Genomic DNA, 18,184 nt, shown 5'->3' with positions numbered 1-18,184 from the left:
GTAACTCTTTGAATAATGCATTTTTTTCTCATTAATCAAAATAATGCTGCAAATCATAACAGAGTTAGCTTATGTGAAAATTAAGAAATTAAAAAAATTAGCATACTTCTAAACAGGATAAAATTTATGTGATTTTTACCAAACAAAATGACTTAATAAAAAACATTTTTTGCTCAAAGATCATACTGGTTAAATCCAGATTTACATCCATAGTTTATCTGTGGAATCCAGTCATGCTGCAAGATTTTGGGATCCCATGAACAAGTCGCGGACGCTGTCTACGTGAAGTAGGTTAGGTCGTTTCGACCCAACCTGCGGAAACTAAAAATGGCCATGGTGGGTTGAACCAAAATCATGCCCATGATGATTCCCGGAATGGGAATGACTATGATAAGGTCCTGAATGAGGTTGCGAGTGGCCGTGGACGTGGCCTCCTGTAAGTATGCTCCCGCTATGAACGTGGGAAGAGGCTGGGGGGTAAAAGCTAAAAGGGGTACCCCAGGAGGCGGTGTGGACGTGTCTTGATGCTGTACAGGAATTTCCAAAGCAAAATGGCAGTAAGCAAATGCCGCCAAGGATGGCTAACATGGCTACAATGGGTAAAATAGGCGCGGCTGCCACAGCCATTCCTCCTGCAACCCCGGTTGCTACGGCTGAAAAGAGGATAGGGGCTACGAGAGCTGTTGTTTTCATCATAAAGGCGGCCACAATTCCCAAAGTTAATAGTGCGCCTGTCGCTAATGCAGCCATGCATTTTAAGATAAAACTATAATTGGTTTTTATCTGCTCTGTAATTGCCATGAGTTTCTCCCTAAGTCTAAAGGCTATTCGAGAGATAATCTTCGTGCTCTTGGCAAGTGGAGTCAACTTTTTTTGTATAAAAGAGTATTGGGTGTAAAAAAACTGACTAAATCAGTTTGCCTTCCTATTTCTGTTTAATCGTGATTGATGCTAAAGTTTGTTTAACAAACGCTGTGCGTATTAATAAAGAGTTCTAATTCTATGTTTCAAAAGATTCAAATCGGGGTATCCTCCTGTCTTTTAGGGCAAAAAGTTCGTTTTGACGGAGGCCATAAACGAGATGATTATATTTGCGATTTATTGGGAAAATATGTGGAATTTTTACCCATATGCCCTGAAATTGCTATCGGTATGGGTATTCCAAGACCTGCAGTACATCTTGAGGGTAATCCGGAAAACCCTCGTATGGTAGAAATTAAAAATCCAGACAAAGACTACACTGTTCGAATGCAACATTATGCAAACGATACTATGGGGCTGCTGCAGAATATCAGTGGTTATATCTTAAAAAGTAAATCCCCATCCTGCGGATGGAGACGTGTTAAGGTTTATCAAGAGAAAGGACAACCGCTGTCAGGCACCGGTCTTTATGCAAAGGTTCTTGAAAAGCACTACCCTAATTTACCCATTGAAGAGGAAGGTAGGCTAAGTGATCCTCGCTTACGTGAAAATTTTATTGAGCGTTTGTTTATTTATAAGGATTGGCAGAATATGGTGGCCAATGGTTTGAACGTTCATACGATGATTACTTTTCATACGCGCCACAAGTTAACGCTTCTTGCGCACCATCCGACAACCTATCGCCTGCTTGGACAAGAAATTAGCCAACTCAAAAAAGAAACAATTGAACCGATTGCTGCACGTTATATTCAGCGTTTAATGCAAGCACTTTCTTATATAGCAACGCCCAAAAAGCATGCGAATGTTTTACAACATTGCTTTGGTTATTTTAAAAAAAATTTAAGCGGTATTGACAAAGAGGAATTATTAAAAGCGATTGATAATTACCGTCAAGGACTACTTCCCTTAATTGTTCCAATTACCCTGCTAAATCATCATTTAAAACACTATCCAAAACCCTATTTAGAGAACCAAAGTTATTTGGCGCCTTATCCTGAAGAGCTAATGTTACGTAATCATATTTAATTGCAATCATAAAATTATAACGTAATAATCAAACCACCATTTTTATAAGACTTTAGGAAGCCTTATTTATTAACGAAGAGATTAAGGATAAGAATGAAACCATATTTATTAATAGGATTTATGCTGGCAGCGCTCTCGTTTACTTCTCAGATATACGCTAATTTTATTTTGCGTTCAGCCTCTCCTACGGTTTGTGAGGATATCCCAGGGAGATGGCATGGCCACGGAAAAGCAACTAACTGGTTAATAGGGGAATGCAAGTATCACGGCCGTGGCTCATTAAGTAGTCTCGATAGTTCTGGTTATTTTAGAATAGAAGTGACTGCAGATAAGGATTCTGGTAGTGTGTTGTGTCCAAAACATGCCCATGAGGAACTTAAGGGGTCCTGTATTGATGGTGTCGTGACAATTATGACTAACTATGGAAATTTAGCAGGTCATTTTTCACCAACTCAGGGTAAGGCACAAGGAACCTTGTCTGTAGGTGCTGGTATGAGTGCTGAGGTTTTGGTTGTATTTGAAAGAGGGGAATAAGATATTCTCCATTTAAGTTTGAGTTTTAATAAGTCAGAATTATGAATAAAAATAAAATGCTTTTTGAGCTTTTAGCCGAGCTCATTGATGTTCAAATTAAAAAATATGTCAGTCTTGCCTCAAGAGGGGTTGGTCCTGATGCCCGGTTAAATGCGGCGCTTGTGTATGATGAAGTAAAGGAGCTTTTATTCTTTGCTAACCTGTTGCTGGATGAAATTCAGTCAAATGTGGATGCAGATCGCATTGATTATACGGTTTTTTATACTATTTTCGATCAAGTAAAATTTTATCTTGAACAAGAACAACTGCGTGCTTATGCAGGTAGACTTTTGGATGATAACAACATACATGCAACAGTAGATGAGCGTACTTCAAAGCAACTACATGCCTTAGCTGAAATTGCGGAGCATGCGGATATTGATCTTTCAGTAGCATCGCAACCTGTTACAGAGATACAAAAACAGTGCCAGTACGATAGTGCCAAAATTGCCTGTTTTATATTAACACTGGCCAAGAGTGTAAGAGAAAATCCTAGTATGGTGTTTGATCCAAAAGTACCTGAACATGCACAAGTTATTTTAAGAAGAAATGCCCTTACCAGGTATCATGAATTAGCCAACGAAATTGACGAGCTTCACCAACAATGTGAAGAGGTATTAGAAGGCCTTCCATTGAAAGCACGGTTCTCTTCCTTAACAAAGGAAGAGGCATGGGCGCGTTCAGCTGAACATAAAGGTCAACTTACTACTTTGCTTAAACGCTACCAAGGATTAACACCTGATTCGTGCTTATTTACCTCAAAACATACATGGCATGAGGTGGCTTCTTTTTCTACAAAAGCAGGGAGTGAGCAATCAAACAAACAAGTTTCGCTTCAATCTTTCTTTTCAAACCGCCGTGCTTTACTTGGTGGAGTAGCTGTCGCAGGGATCTACGTGGCCGCCTTACTGTATTATTTTTCTACCCAATTTGAAGAGGGTTATACCGCACCAAAATTGTAAAGTGTGAACGCTGAAAACCGGCATTTATCCTGCAACGAAGGATGGCCGGTAGCAAAAATAACATGCTAACATTATAAGCAGCATTTTAAATTTGTCAGATGAAATCTGGGTTGTCACTCATTCCGTAGAGTCCCAGATAGATCACATCGCTCCTTAATAATTGCAAGTGCCTTCATTAACAGGAATTGAAAATAATTGCTGCCCATCCAGGGAATAGCTATAAACAAGTTCGATGTTTTGATCGATAAAGCGCTTCATTTCGCGACTTGAGCAAACGTTTTCTTTTATTGAGGTATCCAGTTTTTTTAAGGCTTCCTCCCGATTGCTCAAAATAGAACTCTTTTCGTTTGCGTTAAAGTTAATTAGTTGAAAATAATAAATTAATTTATTTTTATCTGATGCTACTTTGACGAGTTCAGTATGATTATCGATTTTTGCAGGTAGATTTTTGTTAAGCAGGGTAGCAATAGCATTTAACTTTTGATCGGTATTCTGGGCATTAAATCGTGAATTCAAGTAAAAGAATAGTAAGGTGAAAGCAACGCTGAGTATGACAATAACTTTAGTTAAAATAGCTAGAATTTTGGAACCTTGGTAGTTACTAGCACTATTCCAAATAGCAATCCAGATGAAAATTATGTAAATCATTGCCAGCAAGATCAGGCCATAAATCGGAAAAGTACCTATTTTATTAACAATGGTAATTATATTGCTAATGATGAAATAGAAACCAATATTGATTAATGTGATAACAAGAACCCCAAATATCCAAAAGGTAGCCCATAAAGGGAACTCACCATAAAACAGTGTTTTAAGAGGAGTGAATAATCCTCTTTTGTGAGTATTGGAGGGTGACAACGATTCCATGTTTTATTTCCTTGCACTATTATTCTTTATGAAATAACTAATTGATTAGCATGATTGATGCCAATTAAAGAGAATTGTTAGTATAGATCTGGCGTTGGTGACGCCAGATCTTGTTATCTCCAGCACCGAAATTGGCCTCTGTAATTAATCCAGCAATCTGGACGTCCAGGCACCATTACCGCTCCCGGACCTGGATGGTTGGGTACGCATCTGCCATTAATGGTCATATGGTAGCCAAAACCGCACCCTTGGGCAGCATTTGTGGTTGATGAATAAAATACACCAAGAAATAGCAGGGCGCCAAAGGCAAGAGGTCCTAATAATATTGAGAAGGGCATAGAACGTGTCTTCATGACATCTCCTTTTTCATCATGGTTTCCTAATTATAGAATTTTGTAGGCCAACTGCGCGTAAAAAATAAGCAAAGAAGTTTAAATGAAATCTAATGAGATGAATAATCCTAATTTATTCCCTTAAAAAGTTGTCGTATAGTAAAGCCTTACACATAAACAAGGGGATAAATTATGCTGAGCAAGAAGTCATCTCATGGTCACGCCAGCCACTCAGATTATTCGGCTCATTCCAGCTACCCGGGTCAATATCACGGTTATTCGGGGGTTATGTTTAGCCCTTCGTCCAACAGTGTACCTCGAGGAAACCATCACGGGCATCATCATACGACTGCTGTAGTTAATAACCATAATCATCACAGTCATAATCCTCCTCCCACCACACACCATCATCCACATCAGGATGGGCCTATTTCTTCGGGTGGTTTTCCACGATTTTAGTAAAAGTTAGGTTATTTTACGATTTAACCTTGACGCACAATATAGGGGTTGGGTAAAAACGACCTAACCCTACTTGTTGTATGCAAGATCAAGAGAGTAAATCGTTTTAATGGCTAGACAGATTCCCGCTTGTGTGGGAATGACATTAAATTCTCATTGAATTATTCTTGCTCTATTATCCTTTCTTATTATCCGGTTGATAATTATTAGAAAAATTAGTTTAAAAAATTGCAATGGTATAAAATGCAGGGGAGGAACATCTCTAGATTTATAACCCCTATCATGTCAAAAATAAATCAAATAAAGCATAATTTCTTTAATAAATCATCAAACTCATTTAAAGGATTTCTATTTACAGACAACGACTTCGATCTAAAGCAGCTTAATTGGGAATTTTTATCAGTATATCAATTGGTTATCTCCAACAAAGAAATTCTTAAAAGAAACCGTGAAATTATTCTATATCTCAATTATTTATGCGAAATACTGATTCAATATTATCAGCTTGACTATGTTGAAAAAGATCTAGAGAGGTTATTACTAAAGAAGAGAGAGATAGAACAATTTATTAAAGAAGAAGCGGCTAATGGTAATTCAAATACAATGGTCCATTGCCCTGTTATACTTGTTGGACCAAGGAGGAGCGCTTCAGATTATACATCGGTATTAACCAGTTCCAGTAGATTTCGTGAGCATACATCTGCATTAATTACAAATCGCTCTTATTGGAATTACAGTCGGAGTCTTGCGAATTATCTTATCATTTATTTACAGGGAAATGGATTTGCTTCCCTTATGCTGGAAGTTAATGAAAAATTAGGCATTCATTACAGTGTACTGGATTTCGTAAAACTGCTGGATAAGCCGCAAAAATTTTTACGCTTCTCCAGTGTGGTCCTTTATATATTTCGATTTACAACTAATTTGGCCGTTTTACTCAAACACGTCATAAATGCTGCAGTAAGCAATAAATTATCAAGTACGAAAGTGCTTGCCCAGGAAATTGAAAAGCGCGGATTTACCATGGCCAACGATATGGTTTGGGGAGTAGTAAATTTATTAAGTAATTATAATCGATTTTTCCAATTATCCTCTCTGATTATTGCACAGATAAATTTAGCATTTTTAGTGTTTGACCTGGGATTGTTCATTGTGCATTGGTTATTCGATAGAAGCGATTATGTAAGACGCATAGAGGAGCTTAAGCAACAAAAAAAGAATATAAATTCTGCTTTTGAACAGGCTGTTATTGCTCGACAGCTTGATATTTTACATGATGAATGGAGGGTTGAGTGCGCCTATTATGAGTTTAATATTATCGCAGCTAGTATATTGGCCATAGCTTTTGCCGCTACATTTATTTATTTTGGCCCCTTTGCCTTAGGAGTTCTGTCCGCACTCAGCATGTTGGGTAATGCTTTTTATAATACTGGTGATGAGTACAAAAAGTATAAAAAGGCAAGTGTTTCTCTCAAACGGGAAAAAATTAATGGTGAAATATTAAAAGATGAAGGCCATTATAAGCTATTTAATCAATTACATATTGAATGCTTGCAGGCCAACAGATTTTTTTGGAAAACATTAATTTTTAATACCGTAGCAACTTCATTCATTATCACTGCTGCGGCCATTTCCTTCCCTATTGCTTCTATGCTAACTGTTTCTTATGTGATCTATCGATTTTTTGACAGTTATCAACAGATGCATCGCGAGAAAGACAGTAAAAAATGTTCTTATGAAGTTTACCGTTTGTTCAAAGTCAATAATTTAGAAAATCCTATAGTATCTCTAAAAGAAAAACCTGTAGAATCTTGTAATTCAGTCATTTATAGTTAATAAAGTGCTGAAAGAAATTTTTTTAACTTCACAATGATAAGGAAAAATATGGAAGAAATAATTAGTTTGGCTCTTCGCAATTTTACCTGGACTTTATTTATTTTAAGCATGATAGTGGCTTGTCTGGTGTTACTGTTTAAACCAAAACCTTTAAGCAAGGCGAAGATAATCGACATTTTTTTCTCTTACTTTTTGCTTTTTAATGTGGGTATTAGCTACCTCTATAATTTTATCATGCATGTGTTTTTTGGCGATTTTACTGCACAATTTATTGGTTGGGCGCAAAGTCCCTTCCAGCTTGAGGTCGGTTTTGCCAGTTTGGGATTTTCGATAGTAGGAATCTTAAGTTTTTGGAGTGGGTTTGGTTTTCGTGCTGCAACACTCATTGGTCCTGCAATGTTTTTATGGGGGGCTGCCGGTGGGCATATCTATCAAATGGTAACCGCCAATAACTTTGCCCCCGGAAATGCGGGTTCGATTTTTTGGAGTGATATTCTTATACCAATCATCGGATTCATACTGCTTTGGCTGCAATATAAAAATCCAAAGCAGGACAACTAATCTACCTTGATGATGACGCATAACCCATTTAGTCGGAGTAAAATGGGTTATCTCGGGAGTGGTCAAATGAATTGAGATGAAAACATTCTGTAAATAGAACTATATTTTTTTATTATGACTTTCAGGTGAGGCGTTGTTTTTAAACTTTGGTTTTTCAGTAGAAAATATACCTAATTCGCCAACATTCGATTTATCTGGTAATGAATAATTCGCTATCTTGTTTTTAAGGTATTGTTGCAAGCTAATGGTTTTCTCTTCTGGCTGAGTGCAGATATCCCTGAAATTAACTTGCCCTTTTTCAATTTCTTCCACCAATTCCTGGATACTATAGCCTGAAAACCGTTCTGGTTTCTCGACTGTCGAAGGGGAGAGAGCATTCATTATTAGAAGTTTATTAAGTAAGAGAAATATAAAGGTACGACCATTACCATCATTAAAAGGATGGTATTGATGAAGTTCTCTAATGAGAGTTGTGATCGATTCTAATTGGTTTTGTTCCGTTTGGGCTTCAGAAAGAGAGACATGAAACTGAGCGAGTAAAGCGTTAACCTCAAGTACAACATCTTGGATAGAGGACCTACGATCAATAAGTAGCTGATCCCAAAATCCGGTTTCTAGATTCATTAAAATTTCTTCTGCTGAAATGCTTTCCGCATCTATTTTATAGATGGTATTAGAATCTCCATCCTTATAATAACAGAGCGAGAGATCTTTTTTTGGACGATGTTTTACCTTTGCTAATAATTCCCGTATTCCTTCAAGGGACACAGCGTCAGCAGCTAAACCGGATGATCCAAAGGGTTTTAATCCCAAATAATCATCATTATTTTCATGATAGGCAATATCATGTAATTGAATAATAAATTCTAAAGTGACTGGCTCATTAATCGTTTCCAGAAGAAATAGAAGTGCCCTGGAGGCATTCTTCAAATATCCTGGGGAACTTTGTTTATCAAATAATAGAGGATCGTTTAATTCCCAATGCTCCCAATCCATGATTAACTTCCAGAAATCATCGTTTGGTAATCCTGCAAAAACTTCTTCGATATCAATTGGTTCACTTAACATAATTTCACCTTGGAACGTGCTCAGTCATAACTAAAACACATAAAATCTAAAGATCGGTTTATGCAAACTTTTTACTTGAGAACTTACAATCCTAACCAACGTATAAATTGGTTGGTTGCTTTTAATTGAATATTCTTGTCTTCCAGTTGTACAGAATAAGTTTTCGGCTGCTGAGAATTGCTTATGTCTTCAACATTCAGTTTGACTTCTTTTATTTTGCCCAGAGGAACAATTTTCATTCGGGTAATATAATATCCTCTTTGTAGTTGTACATCGGGAACAACAAAATGTACGTCATCCCAGATATTACGATATTCAATATTTTGGTTATTAAGGATTAATATTTTTCTAAATTCTGGTTCGCTCAGGGCAATATACTCTACATCATTAATCTGGCGCCTGAGCATACGGCCAACTGGTGGTGTGGTATGAAATAAACGCTCATAATTCGTAGCAGATACGACCACCACAGGGTCGCTTTCCTCGCGGTACTTGTTTTGATTTAAATCAGCAAAAAGAATCTCTTCCCGCATGTCATTTTCTTGAGGGAAATTATCAGCAAGCTGTTTGTTATCCGAACTGGGAGAATAGCGTTCACAATTTAAAAATTTGGATTGTTCAAGCCAGTTTTCGTTTGGGTAATAAATTACAAACAATGATTTATCCTTAATGGTGTTAATAATGTCTTTGGTATGATCAAGCGGTAAAGCAGGACACCCCCAGCTTCTGCCTGCTCTGCCATATTTTTTTATAAAATTTTCATCAACATACCAACCGCCGTGCATAACCACATAACGGCTCGTCGCATTGTCATTAAAGCCTTTGTCTAACCCTGTTAGTCTTAAAGAGAGACCGTCACGTCCATAATAAGTTTGATCGGTTAAATAGACACCAATACTGCTGGCTTTGCTATTATGCTTATTGGAGAAATAATTGGTTAAGAGACTCCCTGAACGAATACCATGAGAAACATAGGTATGAAACAATAATTTTTTCTTATCCATGTCAAAAACCCATAGACGTTTCTTACTGGAAGGCAGTGAATAATCAATAATTGTTAGAATATTATTGTGTGGTACATCGAACTGTTCAGCACATTTTACTGATGTTAAAACCTTATTAATCACTGAAATATTCAAGGTAGGAGCTTCCTTATGCAGCATTTCTCTAATCGCACTTAAAGGGATAGTGGTCATTTTAGGGTAGTGGTATTGATTACTAACAATAGAATAGAAAATTTTAGCCACTGAGTTATTCTGAGGGTGTAATTCCCTTGGGGGGGCGGCTGAAGTCAGGGAAAAACAAGTCGAAGTGACTGCTAAAATTAATAGCAGGCTTTTCTTCATGATATCTCCTTGATTGCATTCGGTTAATTATTATTCTTTCCTTATGAGTTAAATATAGTTCACTATGACCGAAAAATGTAATTTCTGTAAATATTATTTTGAAGTTTGAATAATATACCCCTTTATGTTGAATTTACGGTTAAAAATAGGGTTTATAAGCGAATTAGACCAATGCGAGGATTAACATTACTTGAAATGAGGTTTGTTTAATTTAGTCAGAAGGAGATTGTGCCTTGTGTAGAGAGCAATCCAGAAAATTTAGTTCTGGATTGCTTGTATTAGCGTTTTCTTTTAACCATTATTAATGGTGGTAATAATGACTTCTTTCATGTTTACCATTGATATCTCTAGCCGCAGTGAGTAAATGTTTTTCAAAAATGCCAAAAGCCTGTTGCATGTAATCAAGCGCTCTATGGCCATTTTGAATAAAGATATCCACATTTTTTTCCAAAATATCTCCTGGCTTTTTTATGTGTGACAGTTCATCGGGTTTTAAATAAGCTATTTTTTGCAATGTCTTAACATTCAATTCTATCATTTCACGAAAGGGTTTTTGCAATTGGTTAAATGCATCCTTCCAATTTTCCATATAATCCTGTTGCATGATGCCTCCTTAATGTTGCACTGCACAATAAAAGTGTAGTTTTGAGGTCGTTATTTGTCAAATAAAAGTATTTGGGCTGATCCTGTGGCCTACAGAGGATTTCAGTGATTTAATAGGTGTACTGTATTTTTGCGAACTTTACCTGGCAGACTTATCCGTTTCTCCAACCTGCTTAAACGTTGTTTCACCAAAAATCGCAGTGGGATAGGTGTAATGCTTAAATTCGAGTAAGTTATTACTTGGATCCTTCAAAAAAAAAGAATAATGTTCAATGCGAGTATTAGCAAAACGAATTTTAGGGGCTATCTCATACTTTATTTTTTGACTATTTATACGGGTAATAAACTCATCAAATTCTTTCTTCTCAAGAAAAATCAAGCCAAAATGGCGTGGATAAATTCCATTTTGCTCAGGAACTGGATTTTCCACTTTATGAGCTACAATTTGGCCAGCACCACATTGAAAAATTAAGGCTTGCCTTGACTCTCTCCCTAGGTTGAAACCCAATTGATGATGATAAAAATTTTTTGCTTGGGTGAAATCATGGACAGGGAATGCCAAATGAAAAAGGGTATTCATCGTTCTAAGGGTTAAGTGGAATTGACCCAAGTATAATCTGATTCTTAATGAATTAATATCAAGGAAATCATGTGATTTAAGCCTCCCTTAAGGAAAGAAAAGTATAATTTTTGTTCTTTACTAGGTAGGGTTTTGATTTATGTCCCTTGTTTTTTTCGGTAATGCAGAAGCAGAAATTGAACTGTTTCATTTAATTCAAAACTATTTCAAAGAAAAAACGAGCGACTTGACGCTAGATATGACGGCTGCGCAATTTGCAAGAGCAGGATATTTCGACATATGGATGGTTAATAACGACCCTCGCTTCCAAGCGCTTCGAAATTTTTATTATCGACCTAAACGTATTGGCATTTATTGTATTGATTTATCAGCTTCATTGATCAATTATCAACAAATTGCTAAGGAGATTCATGAGTTTCAAGAGTTAAGCAATTTTTCTGATGTAATATTGGTGGGTTTAAATGACACCCTTGATATAGAGAATGGAAAAGAGAAGCTGCAAACCATAAGGGATGAACTGCAGTTAAATGTTTCAAGCTTTGCGATATCCGAGAAAGACGATAGTCTTGACAGATTAATTAAAAAATTACAGCTCAACGAGCAACTCGCCGACCGGGCAAAACAAAAGAAAGAACAAATTCGTTCTTTACCCCCCTTAGAAGAGGCAATGTGCCAGTTAAAAACGAAAATTGCAGATCTGCCTTATGAGAAATTTTCGGCAATAACTGCACAAATGGAAACTTTAAAAATTGCATTGGAACAACCCGTAGATATTACGGTAAAAGAAGAAGCAATCCAAACGTTTAGTGACAACTGCCAAAGGATTTTAGGGGGTAACTATCCAACCCTATATAATACAGTATTGACCTTAGCTGCTGTAGCAGTAGTGACGATTATTGCGGGATTAATTGGCTTTGGACTTGGCTTTGCTGCAGGCTTATGGACTGGCCCTGGTGCATTTATTACTGGTGTTTTAACAGGTGCTTCCTTTGCAAAAGCAACGATGGCAGCAAGTGGAACCATAGGCTTGATGGCTGGTGCTATGACAGCTTACAGTTTATTTAAAACCAAAAAAGAAGCAATTGCGATCAATGATTTCGCAGAACAAGTTAATTTCACCTTAGATTAATAAAGGGATGTAGATAATCTGGCTGCCGCCAAGCCAACCAGATTATGCAGATAATTTAGGCCGTGGCCACTGCAGACAGTGTTCTTCTTTCCTGATAAAAGAGAATAAAAAATCCAATTACTGCCACACCTAAAGTAATTGGGATGATACCCAGGCCATAAATGAAGGCGGAAGCAACCTTAATTCCACCAAAACTGTTAACTACCACTCCAATTGTTGTATGAAAGGCATAGCCAAAACTCATGATTATCATATTGGCTACCGCAGTTGTGATGCCTGCGATTTGTTCAGGGACATAAGTAGAGGCTTTATAAATCGCCAGAATTTGATAGGCCGAACAGACACCTACCAATAAAAAACCAAATGCCATGGTTTCGCTGGTCATATGTTTTGAAATCAAAGCCATAAATATCACCATCATTAACAAGCCTGCACCAATGATTACTCCTAGATAGTTGCGTGTTTTTTCCGCAATATAACTAAGGACTGGGGCGCCAAAACACATTCCTATAAAAATCATTGAAGGCAGGTAACTGGCAAGTGAGCGGTTATATCCATAAACTTCTTTTATAAAGGCTGAGCCCCAGACGTCTGCAAAACCTTCCAAAGGTCCTACCATTAAACCGGACAACAGACACAATGCGATAATTTGGCGGTTGGTAATAACTTTTTTTACATCTGAAATAACACTGCTTGTAGAGGTGGGTTTATCAATTTCCGGAATAACAAAATAGGTAAAAGCAGCTAACAGGATGCCGAAAATGGCAAAAAGTTCGACAACAACTTTGTAGCCTAACACAGTACACAAAAAGCTGACTGGACCACCACCATATATTGCGCCAATTAAGCCGATAGTGACTGCAAAACTGAGCATTCGGGTGAAATGTTCTTCTTTAAATCCCATGCGAATTATCTTAAAGGTACCTAAAATTGCCGCAGAAGAACCCATGCCTATCAGGGCACGCCCGATCATGGGATAAACCCAGTGTTCAGCAAAAATGATAGGTAATAGCCCTAGCACTGTGAGTAAAATACAGCCTGTCATGACTTTTCTTGGGCCAAAGCGATCAAGCATAATGCCAATAGGTAAATGCATCAGGGAGTAGCCAATATAATAAACGCCTGAGAATTGTCCAAAAACGGCAGAGTCTATGTGAAATTGTTGAATGAAGTTGTCAAGCATAATATTGGGCATGACGCGCAAAATATATTGATAGGCATAAAACAAGGAGGCAATGAGCCATATTCCCCAGGCGACTACACGTGTGATTGATTTATTCATAACATTTACTTCATTAGTGGGTTAACGATACCCTGCTAATATTTAATTAGAGGACGTAGAGATTTACTTGATTTAATCAGATATTTACTCCGCCTCAGCGGAGGAGAAAAAAGAGATTCTTGAAAAAAAAGCGGGCGGCTTTGCGCATATTATACTTCCAGTAAAAAATATCGCCAATAAGTTATAATATGAGCATTTATTGTTTCAGTCAATAGGAAAAAGAGAGATACCAGGTAACAAGTGATTAATGTTTTCTCTGTATGTTAGTTATTTTTTAAAATTTAATGTTTAGTTAATGATTGCTTGGTACTATTAATTAAATTAAAGCGTTATTTTGAGAATGCAATGTTAAGTCCAGTTGAAGCCGAAAAGCTTGTATTAGAGGAAAAAGAAAACGGAGCAATTCTTGAACAAAGAAAACAGCGAATTAATGAGGCGGTTGATGTTTCAGCAGCGCTTAATAATTGTTTTTTCCATGCTTATGCCTTACATCTTTTAAGTAACCAACATGTCTTTCCCCCTAATTTATTTGATTTAACTGAATTTGATGGAGAGCATATTGTCACCCTAAAAGAGATGTTAAGTAAGGATGTCGTATTACAACATGAACTCACTACAGCCTCGACACCAGATTATCTGTTCGAAAAGACATTAGTTTTAGGTATTTTATTTCGTAGTTGGTTTTGTGCACAATTATTTCATAGTGAAGCTGGTCGCGATGCTCTTTTTGACTTTAAGGGTGATGCTTATAACGGTGATATTCGTGTTTTTACATTCTTGCGAATGGCCAGCGAATATCAAGATGCTTTATTCACTCCTGTTTCAAAAACAAGAAGTCTTTTCCAGAATTTGCAAAAAGAATTTCCTACATGGCAGCATCTGTTAGAGGAGTCCGCAGATGTGCCTGAAGATGTTTCTAGAGCACTTGAACAACTGCTGCCTGCTGAAATTGAAGCTTCTATTGCCACATTGCAGGCCGATGAAAAAAATCCATTAAAATCTGTTGAGTCTTTAAAAAATGCCGAACAAATTCTTAAACGTACTATAAACATTTTAGAAGAAGTTAAAAAGAAGTTACAACCAGAACACCATAACCCTTTGATTGACGCAATCAATGAAGCTAAAAAATCGCTTAATTGCGATTTAGTCATAGAACAACAGAGTGCTTTGGTCACGGTGGAGATGAAATATTATGATTTTCCCATCTATATCGCTAATAAGCATTTTTTTAATGAAACGCTATTAAATAAAGACTTGGAATTTATCCAAGAATATTGGCATAAAGAAGGTTATGAAAATTTTTGTAAGTTTTTAAATCTATCCAATACCAAAATATCTTATGCTGACGTTGATCCTATCTTAACAAACCTCATTCACCTTCCATATGCAATTTATAGCGAAAGAGATGGTTCATTTTTAGTGGGTAATTTAGACGCCTCCATGGAGTTGGCTCTCGATTTTGGTCGTCTAGACGGAGGGCATTATAAGCTTTTGACTAATCCAAAAACCATTGAGTTATTGCAACATTACCCTTCCCAAAAAGAACATTATTTAAGGAACCGAGAAGCCTTCTTGGCTCGAAAAGCGCCAGCTAAAGATCTTATAAAGGATACGGTCTTTGTTGAAGCTATTATCCCCAAAAGCGCTCTAGACTCCGGAACGCCTCTAGATTTCCTTCTAGGAAAACTCCCCTTATTTTTAGAAAATCTAAAACAAAAAGTTGGGCAAACCTCGCAGAAAGAAGACGTGGGAAGCTCTTCTGCAAGTGAGGGGAAAGAACCCCCCCCACCTTCTGAAGTTCTTGAAAATACAACACAAAAGGGCGATAGTACGCGTCCACTCACTTTGACGGAGGTAAGTGATCAGCGTGATCCGTTGTCTGTTGCAGTGGATAGTGGTGAAACTATTCAAGAACCCCCTGAAAATGAAACGCCTGAAACAATTAATCCGCAAGATTTAAGTAATACAAAGCTACAGAAATTTTACCAACAACTTGAACAACTTAGAGGAAAGGCAGAAGAGCTTAGAGGAAAGGCAGAAGAACGCAAACAGAAAAGACGCCCTTTTTTGAATTATAAAAGAGCCGCAAACGATGCTGAGGCTTTGTATAATGAACTTTATAAGGCTTTTAACGAATTCGTTAAAAGCCCTGGTGCAAAAGAATTTGAAAGATTTAACCAACAAAGCCTTGCGGCTATTGAAAAACATCAACCTACTTTGGAAAGGCATCGTAATGAGTACGGACAATTGAAACAAATCATTGGGAATATTGTCTTGGCTATTGCGGGGATAGGTATTTTTTATGGGGTTGCATTAATGATTAATCGCACCATTAATGGGCGATATTTCTTTTTTGCACCACAAACAGCCCAAAATGTTTCCAAGCTTGAAAATATGCTTCCTGAAATTGCCCCGGAAAATAAATCAACATTCTGAGAATCTTAGCAATACACAAGATTAGGTCATTTCGACTCCACACCAAGCATAACGCTATTGGCTTAATAGCCATTGGGTTAAGCTTCTCTTCGTCTGCCAAGCGTGAGAAAGACTATACTAAAGAAGCACTGTTTAGAAAGGACGCAATCATGAACATTATTATCCCTATTTTAATGTGCTTTTCTGCTATTTCCTATGCCGCATCCAATACAAGTCTGACGATGCAAGGCAATAGTGTAAATCCAAATGAACAACTATTACCCTCACCCTTTCCGGTTTTTGTGATGGACAATTATGGTGTAGTTAATCGTCCTTATCCTGGGACAAAACCTGCATCTTTGCCCACTGATAATAGTTATACAGGGGTGCCTGGATGTTATATTGCCTGTTATTCTCATAATAAAGGTGTATATCCCGTTTCAGCGTCTATTTATGTCATGGGACAAATTCGCGTAAAAGGGCAATATCAGGGAAGAATATGCCAACCTGAGGGGTATGTTAATAAAGACATCAGTGCTGCGAGCCAATTTAAACAGTTATGTTCCGAGAAAATCCCAAGTTGTAACCATATAGAATGTTGGGCTGGAGGTGACACTGGTGGTTGGTTTGGGGTTCAATTATAAAGCTTCGTGCTTTACCATCAGAATAAAAGAATAAAGGACAAAAATTTAGAATCGCGTCGTTACGAGCGCAGCGAAGCAATCTAGTCCGCTCTTTGAACAGAGATCTATTCTGGATTGCTTCACTTCGTTCGCAACGACGATATAAAAATTTCATCCTGTACTATGGGATAAAGCATGGCAGCATGGCGAATTAATCCTCCGATAGAAATTTAACCTCCTCCATCATTGCTGTAATGCGAGCTTGTAGATATTGATCTTTTGTAGCCAGCAGTTTGGCTTGCTTTAATTGACGCATGGCCTCTCTTTTTCGCCCCTGTAAAAGTTGACAACGCGCTTCAGTGAAATAAGCATAATCTTTACGGCGAGAGGCTGCCTGCGCTTGTGCTAATGCCTCACACAACGGTAAATCCTGTTTGAATAGTCTTGATCCTTTTAACAAAACGCTGGCTGCTTGTTCTGTTTTTCCCGCTGCCAACAATCCTTGGGCGAGAGCCATTAGGGCAGCATAATTTTCAGGATAGTTGGCTTGCAAATTAGTAAGTCTTTTCAGCGCTGCCTCAAATTGTTGATTGCCTGTTTCAGCTTGTGCCATGGCGATCTGATAAAAAAGATTATCTGAATCATAGTTTAGCAAGGGTGTTAAATGTACTTTGGCTCTTTCAAATTGATTGATACCAAGAAAGGCTAATACATGCCCGTATTGGCAAGCTGTATCACTATTTTTTTTAGGACACTCAACTTGGTAATAATCAAGTAATTGTTTGCTGTTCCTGGCGACAGAGACGCGAATTAGTTCTTTAAACAGGCGATAATCCAGTGCATCAGAGTGGTTTTTAGGGGCTAAGCGTTGACTACGGTTTTCAGCCTCAGCAATACGATCATCATCAAGGGGATGGGTCCGCAAAATAGCTGGGATATTGGAAGTGTAGTAGTAGCGGGAGCTTTCTTGCATTTTTTTAAAAAAACCTGCCATTCCTCTTGGGTCAAAGCCGGCTTTAATCAGCATATCAATACCAATACGATCGGCTTCCTTTTCGTTAGCCCGTGTAAAATTGATATTATCCTGCGCAAATCCACTTAAGGAAGCCATCATCGCTCCACTTCCCAAGGTTGGATTAATTACACCCAGGGCTATCGAAGCTAACATAGAGGCTAACATAGGGATTCGCATTTGCTTTTCGTGTTGGATTCTCTGATAAAGGTGATGCAGGCGCACGTGGGCAATTTCGTGAGCCATTACCGCGGCAAGTTCACTTTCATTTTTAGTGGCCAAAATTAATTGTGTGTTAATGCCAATGTAGCCGCCAGGACCTGCAAACGCATTAATTTCGCCGGATTTAACGATAAAAAAATAGGGCGTTGGGATATGGGCAAATCGGGCAAGTTTTTTTCCAAGATGGTTAATATACTGATTGGCTAAGGGGTTTCGTTCAATACTGTCGGATTGGTTAATCAACTGTATAAATTCTTTTTCCAGCTCTTCAAGTTCCCGGGTTGAATAAGGGGAAAGTGCGTACCCATTGGCTGACAATATTGGGAATAACAGGGTAGACATTAGTAAGGGCATACAGCGCTTTAAA

Annotated in this window: 18 protein-coding genes; 9 read left to right on the top strand and 9 right to left on the bottom strand. The window is 37.7% G+C overall.

Translation table 11 applies throughout. The features are described from left to right. Positions 1 to 321: 321 nt before the first annotated feature. Positions 322 to 801 (bottom strand): hypothetical protein, encoded by a 480-nt coding sequence (locus Ljam_RS05640; protein ID WP_058449150.1) that lies wholly within the window; start codon positions 799 to 801, stop codon positions 322 to 324. 201 nt (positions 802 to 1,002) lie between these two features. Between Ljam_RS05640 and Ljam_RS05635 the strand changes: the two genes are divergently transcribed. The 3 genes from Ljam_RS05635 to Ljam_RS05625 all read left to right on the top strand — a co-directional run bounded on the left by Ljam_RS05635 (position 1,003) and on the right by Ljam_RS05625 (position 3,482). Continuing rightward, complete coding sequence (locus Ljam_RS05635; RefSeq protein WP_058449149.1) at positions 1,003 to 1,947, top strand: YbgA family protein; 945 nt, start codon at positions 1,003 to 1,005, stop codon at positions 1,945 to 1,947. A 93-nt stretch (positions 1,948 to 2,040) separates the two neighbouring features. Continuing rightward, positions 2,041 to 2,481: a hypothetical protein gene (locus Ljam_RS05630; protein ID WP_058449148.1), complete on the top strand. Its 441-nt coding sequence runs from the start codon at positions 2,041 to 2,043 to the stop codon at positions 2,479 to 2,481. 41 nt (positions 2,482 to 2,522) lie between these two features. After that, positions 2,523 to 3,482 carry a hypothetical protein gene (locus tag Ljam_RS05625; RefSeq protein ID WP_058449147.1) on the top strand — a complete coding sequence of 320 codons (960 nt, stop codon included), beginning with the start codon at positions 2,523 to 2,525 and terminating at the stop codon, positions 3,480 to 3,482. A 153-nt stretch (positions 3,483 to 3,635) separates the two neighbouring features. Here Ljam_RS05625 and Ljam_RS05620 read toward each other — a convergent pair whose 3' ends face one another. Then, complete coding sequence (locus Ljam_RS05620; RefSeq protein ID WP_058449146.1) at positions 3,636 to 4,349, bottom strand: hypothetical protein; 714 nt, start codon at positions 4,347 to 4,349, stop codon at positions 3,636 to 3,638. 113 nt (positions 4,350 to 4,462) lie between these two features. Then, positions 4,463 to 4,702 carry a GCG_CRPN prefix-to-repeats domain-containing protein gene (locus Ljam_RS05615; RefSeq protein ID WP_065235526.1) on the bottom strand — a complete coding sequence of 80 codons (240 nt, stop codon included), beginning with the start codon at positions 4,700 to 4,702 and terminating at the stop codon, positions 4,463 to 4,465. A 171-nt stretch (positions 4,703 to 4,873) separates the two neighbouring features. Here Ljam_RS05615 and Ljam_RS15140 point away from each other — a divergent pair, with 171 nt between their 5' ends. The 3 genes from Ljam_RS15140 (at position 4,874) to Ljam_RS05605 (ending at position 7,537) form a co-directional block, all read left to right on the top strand. Then, positions 4,874 to 5,140: a hypothetical protein gene (locus tag Ljam_RS15140; RefSeq protein ID WP_131762455.1), complete on the top strand. Its 267-nt coding sequence runs from the start codon at positions 4,874 to 4,876 to the stop codon at positions 5,138 to 5,140. 282 nt (positions 5,141 to 5,422) lie between these two features. Beyond that, a complete protein-coding gene (locus Ljam_RS05610) occupies positions 5,423 to 6,976 on the top strand; it encodes a hypothetical protein (protein ID WP_058449145.1) in 1,554 nt (517 codons plus the stop codon). Between the two features lie 48 nt (positions 6,977 to 7,024). Then, positions 7,025 to 7,537: a DUF6790 family protein gene (locus Ljam_RS05605; RefSeq protein ID WP_058449144.1), complete on the top strand. Its 513-nt coding sequence runs from the start codon at positions 7,025 to 7,027 to the stop codon at positions 7,535 to 7,537. 99 nt (positions 7,538 to 7,636) lie between these two features. On the opposite strand, the gene Ljam_RS05600 is transcribed toward Ljam_RS05605, so the two are convergent. From Ljam_RS05600 to Ljam_RS05585, 4 genes are all read right to left on the bottom strand, one after another. Next, positions 7,637 to 8,605: a Fic family protein gene (locus Ljam_RS05600; protein WP_058449143.1), complete on the bottom strand. Its 969-nt coding sequence runs from the start codon at positions 8,603 to 8,605 to the stop codon at positions 7,637 to 7,639. An 83-nt stretch (positions 8,606 to 8,688) separates the two neighbouring features. Next, positions 8,689 to 9,951: a murein L,D-transpeptidase catalytic domain family protein gene (locus tag Ljam_RS05595; RefSeq protein ID WP_058449142.1), complete on the bottom strand. Its 1,263-nt coding sequence runs from the start codon at positions 9,949 to 9,951 to the stop codon at positions 8,689 to 8,691. A gap of 301 nt (positions 9,952 to 10,252) precedes the next feature. Then, positions 10,253 to 10,555, bottom strand: a complete 303-nt coding sequence (locus Ljam_RS05590) for a hypothetical protein (RefSeq protein ID WP_058449141.1) — start codon at positions 10,553 to 10,555, stop codon at positions 10,253 to 10,255. 138 nt (positions 10,556 to 10,693) lie between these two features. After that, positions 10,694 to 11,134 (bottom strand): VOC family protein, encoded by a 441-nt coding sequence (locus Ljam_RS05585; RefSeq protein ID WP_058449140.1) that lies wholly within the window; start codon positions 11,132 to 11,134, stop codon positions 10,694 to 10,696. Positions 11,135 to 11,273: 139 nt separating this feature from the next. Between Ljam_RS05585 and Ljam_RS05580 the strand changes: the two genes are divergently transcribed. Further along, complete coding sequence (locus Ljam_RS05580) at positions 11,274 to 12,263, top strand: hypothetical protein (RefSeq protein ID WP_058449139.1); 990 nt, start codon at positions 11,274 to 11,276, stop codon at positions 12,261 to 12,263. Between the two features lie 55 nt (positions 12,264 to 12,318). Here Ljam_RS05580 and Ljam_RS05575 read toward each other — a convergent pair whose 3' ends face one another. Further along, complete coding sequence (locus Ljam_RS05575; RefSeq protein ID WP_058449138.1) at positions 12,319 to 13,545, bottom strand: MFS transporter; 1,227 nt, start codon at positions 13,543 to 13,545, stop codon at positions 12,319 to 12,321. A gap of 345 nt (positions 13,546 to 13,890) precedes the next feature. Between Ljam_RS05575 and Ljam_RS05570 the strand changes: the two genes are divergently transcribed. Next, positions 13,891 to 15,981: a hypothetical protein gene (locus tag Ljam_RS05570; RefSeq protein ID WP_058449137.1), complete on the top strand. Its 2,091-nt coding sequence runs from the start codon at positions 13,891 to 13,893 to the stop codon at positions 15,979 to 15,981. Between the two features lie 149 nt (positions 15,982 to 16,130). Then, entirely contained in the window at positions 16,131 to 16,604 is a 474-nt protein-coding gene (locus Ljam_RS05565) for a hypothetical protein (protein WP_238583698.1), read from the top strand. Between the two features lie 190 nt (positions 16,605 to 16,794). On the opposite strand, the gene Ljam_RS05560 is transcribed toward Ljam_RS05565, so the two are convergent. After that, positions 16,795 to 18,171 (bottom strand): M48 family metalloprotease, encoded by a 1,377-nt coding sequence (locus Ljam_RS05560; protein ID WP_162262926.1) that lies wholly within the window; start codon positions 18,169 to 18,171, stop codon positions 16,795 to 16,797. Positions 18,172 to 18,184: the final 13 nt, after the last annotated feature.

This window comes from Legionella jamestowniensis (assembly GCF_001467745.1).
GTDB lineage: Bacteria > Pseudomonadota > Gammaproteobacteria > Legionellales > Legionellaceae > Tatlockia > Tatlockia jamestowniensis.
This window is presented reverse-complemented; position numbering and strand designations above follow the sequence as displayed.

Coding starts and splice junctions, on each gene's coding strand:
- Ljam_RS05575 (WP_058449138.1), bottom strand. CDS start 13,545: ATGAATAAATCAATCACACGTGTAGTCGCCTGGGGAATATGGCTCATT.
- Ljam_RS05620 (WP_058449146.1), bottom strand. CDS start 4,349: ATGGAATCGTTGTCACCCTCCAATACTCACAAAAGAGGATTATTCACT.
- Ljam_RS05610 (WP_058449145.1), top strand. CDS start 5,423: ATGTCAAAAATAAATCAAATAAAGCATAATTTCTTTAATAAATCATCA.
- Ljam_RS05600 (WP_058449143.1), bottom strand. CDS start 8,605: ATGTTAAGTGAACCAATTGATATCGAAGAAGTTTTTGCAGGATTACCA.
- Ljam_RS05605 (WP_058449144.1), top strand. CDS start 7,025: ATGGAAGAAATAATTAGTTTGGCTCTTCGCAATTTTACCTGGACTTTA.
- Ljam_RS05595 (WP_058449142.1), bottom strand. CDS start 9,951: ATGAAGAAAAGCCTGCTATTAATTTTAGCAGTCACTTCGACTTGTTTT.
- Ljam_RS05580 (WP_058449139.1), top strand. CDS start 11,274: ATGTCCCTTGTTTTTTTCGGTAATGCAGAAGCAGAAATTGAACTGTTT.
- Ljam_RS05590 (WP_058449141.1), bottom strand. CDS start 10,555: ATGCAACAGGATTATATGGAAAATTGGAAGGATGCATTTAACCAATTG.
- Ljam_RS05625 (WP_058449147.1), top strand. CDS start 2,523: ATGAATAAAAATAAAATGCTTTTTGAGCTTTTAGCCGAGCTCATTGAT.
- Ljam_RS05585 (WP_058449140.1), bottom strand. CDS start 11,134: ATGAATACCCTTTTTCATTTGGCATTCCCTGTCCATGATTTCACCCAA.
- Ljam_RS15140 (WP_131762455.1), top strand. CDS start 4,874: ATGCTGAGCAAGAAGTCATCTCATGGTCACGCCAGCCACTCAGATTAT.
- Ljam_RS05570 (WP_058449137.1), top strand. CDS start 13,891: ATGTTAAGTCCAGTTGAAGCCGAAAAGCTTGTATTAGAGGAAAAAGAA.
- Ljam_RS05560 (WP_162262926.1), bottom strand. CDS start 18,171: ATGCCCTTACTAATGTCTACCCTGTTATTCCCAATATTGTCAGCCAAT.
- Ljam_RS05565 (WP_238583698.1), top strand. CDS start 16,131: ATGAACATTATTATCCCTATTTTAATGTGCTTTTCTGCTATTTCCTAT.
- Ljam_RS05640 (WP_058449150.1), bottom strand. CDS start 801: ATGGCAATTACAGAGCAGATAAAAACCAATTATAGTTTTATCTTAAAA.
- Ljam_RS05630 (WP_058449148.1), top strand. CDS start 2,041: ATGAAACCATATTTATTAATAGGATTTATGCTGGCAGCGCTCTCGTTT.
- Ljam_RS05635 (WP_058449149.1), top strand. CDS start 1,003: ATGTTTCAAAAGATTCAAATCGGGGTATCCTCCTGTCTTTTAGGGCAA.
- Ljam_RS05615 (WP_065235526.1), bottom strand. CDS start 4,702: ATGAAGACACGTTCTATGCCCTTCTCAATATTATTAGGACCTCTTGCC.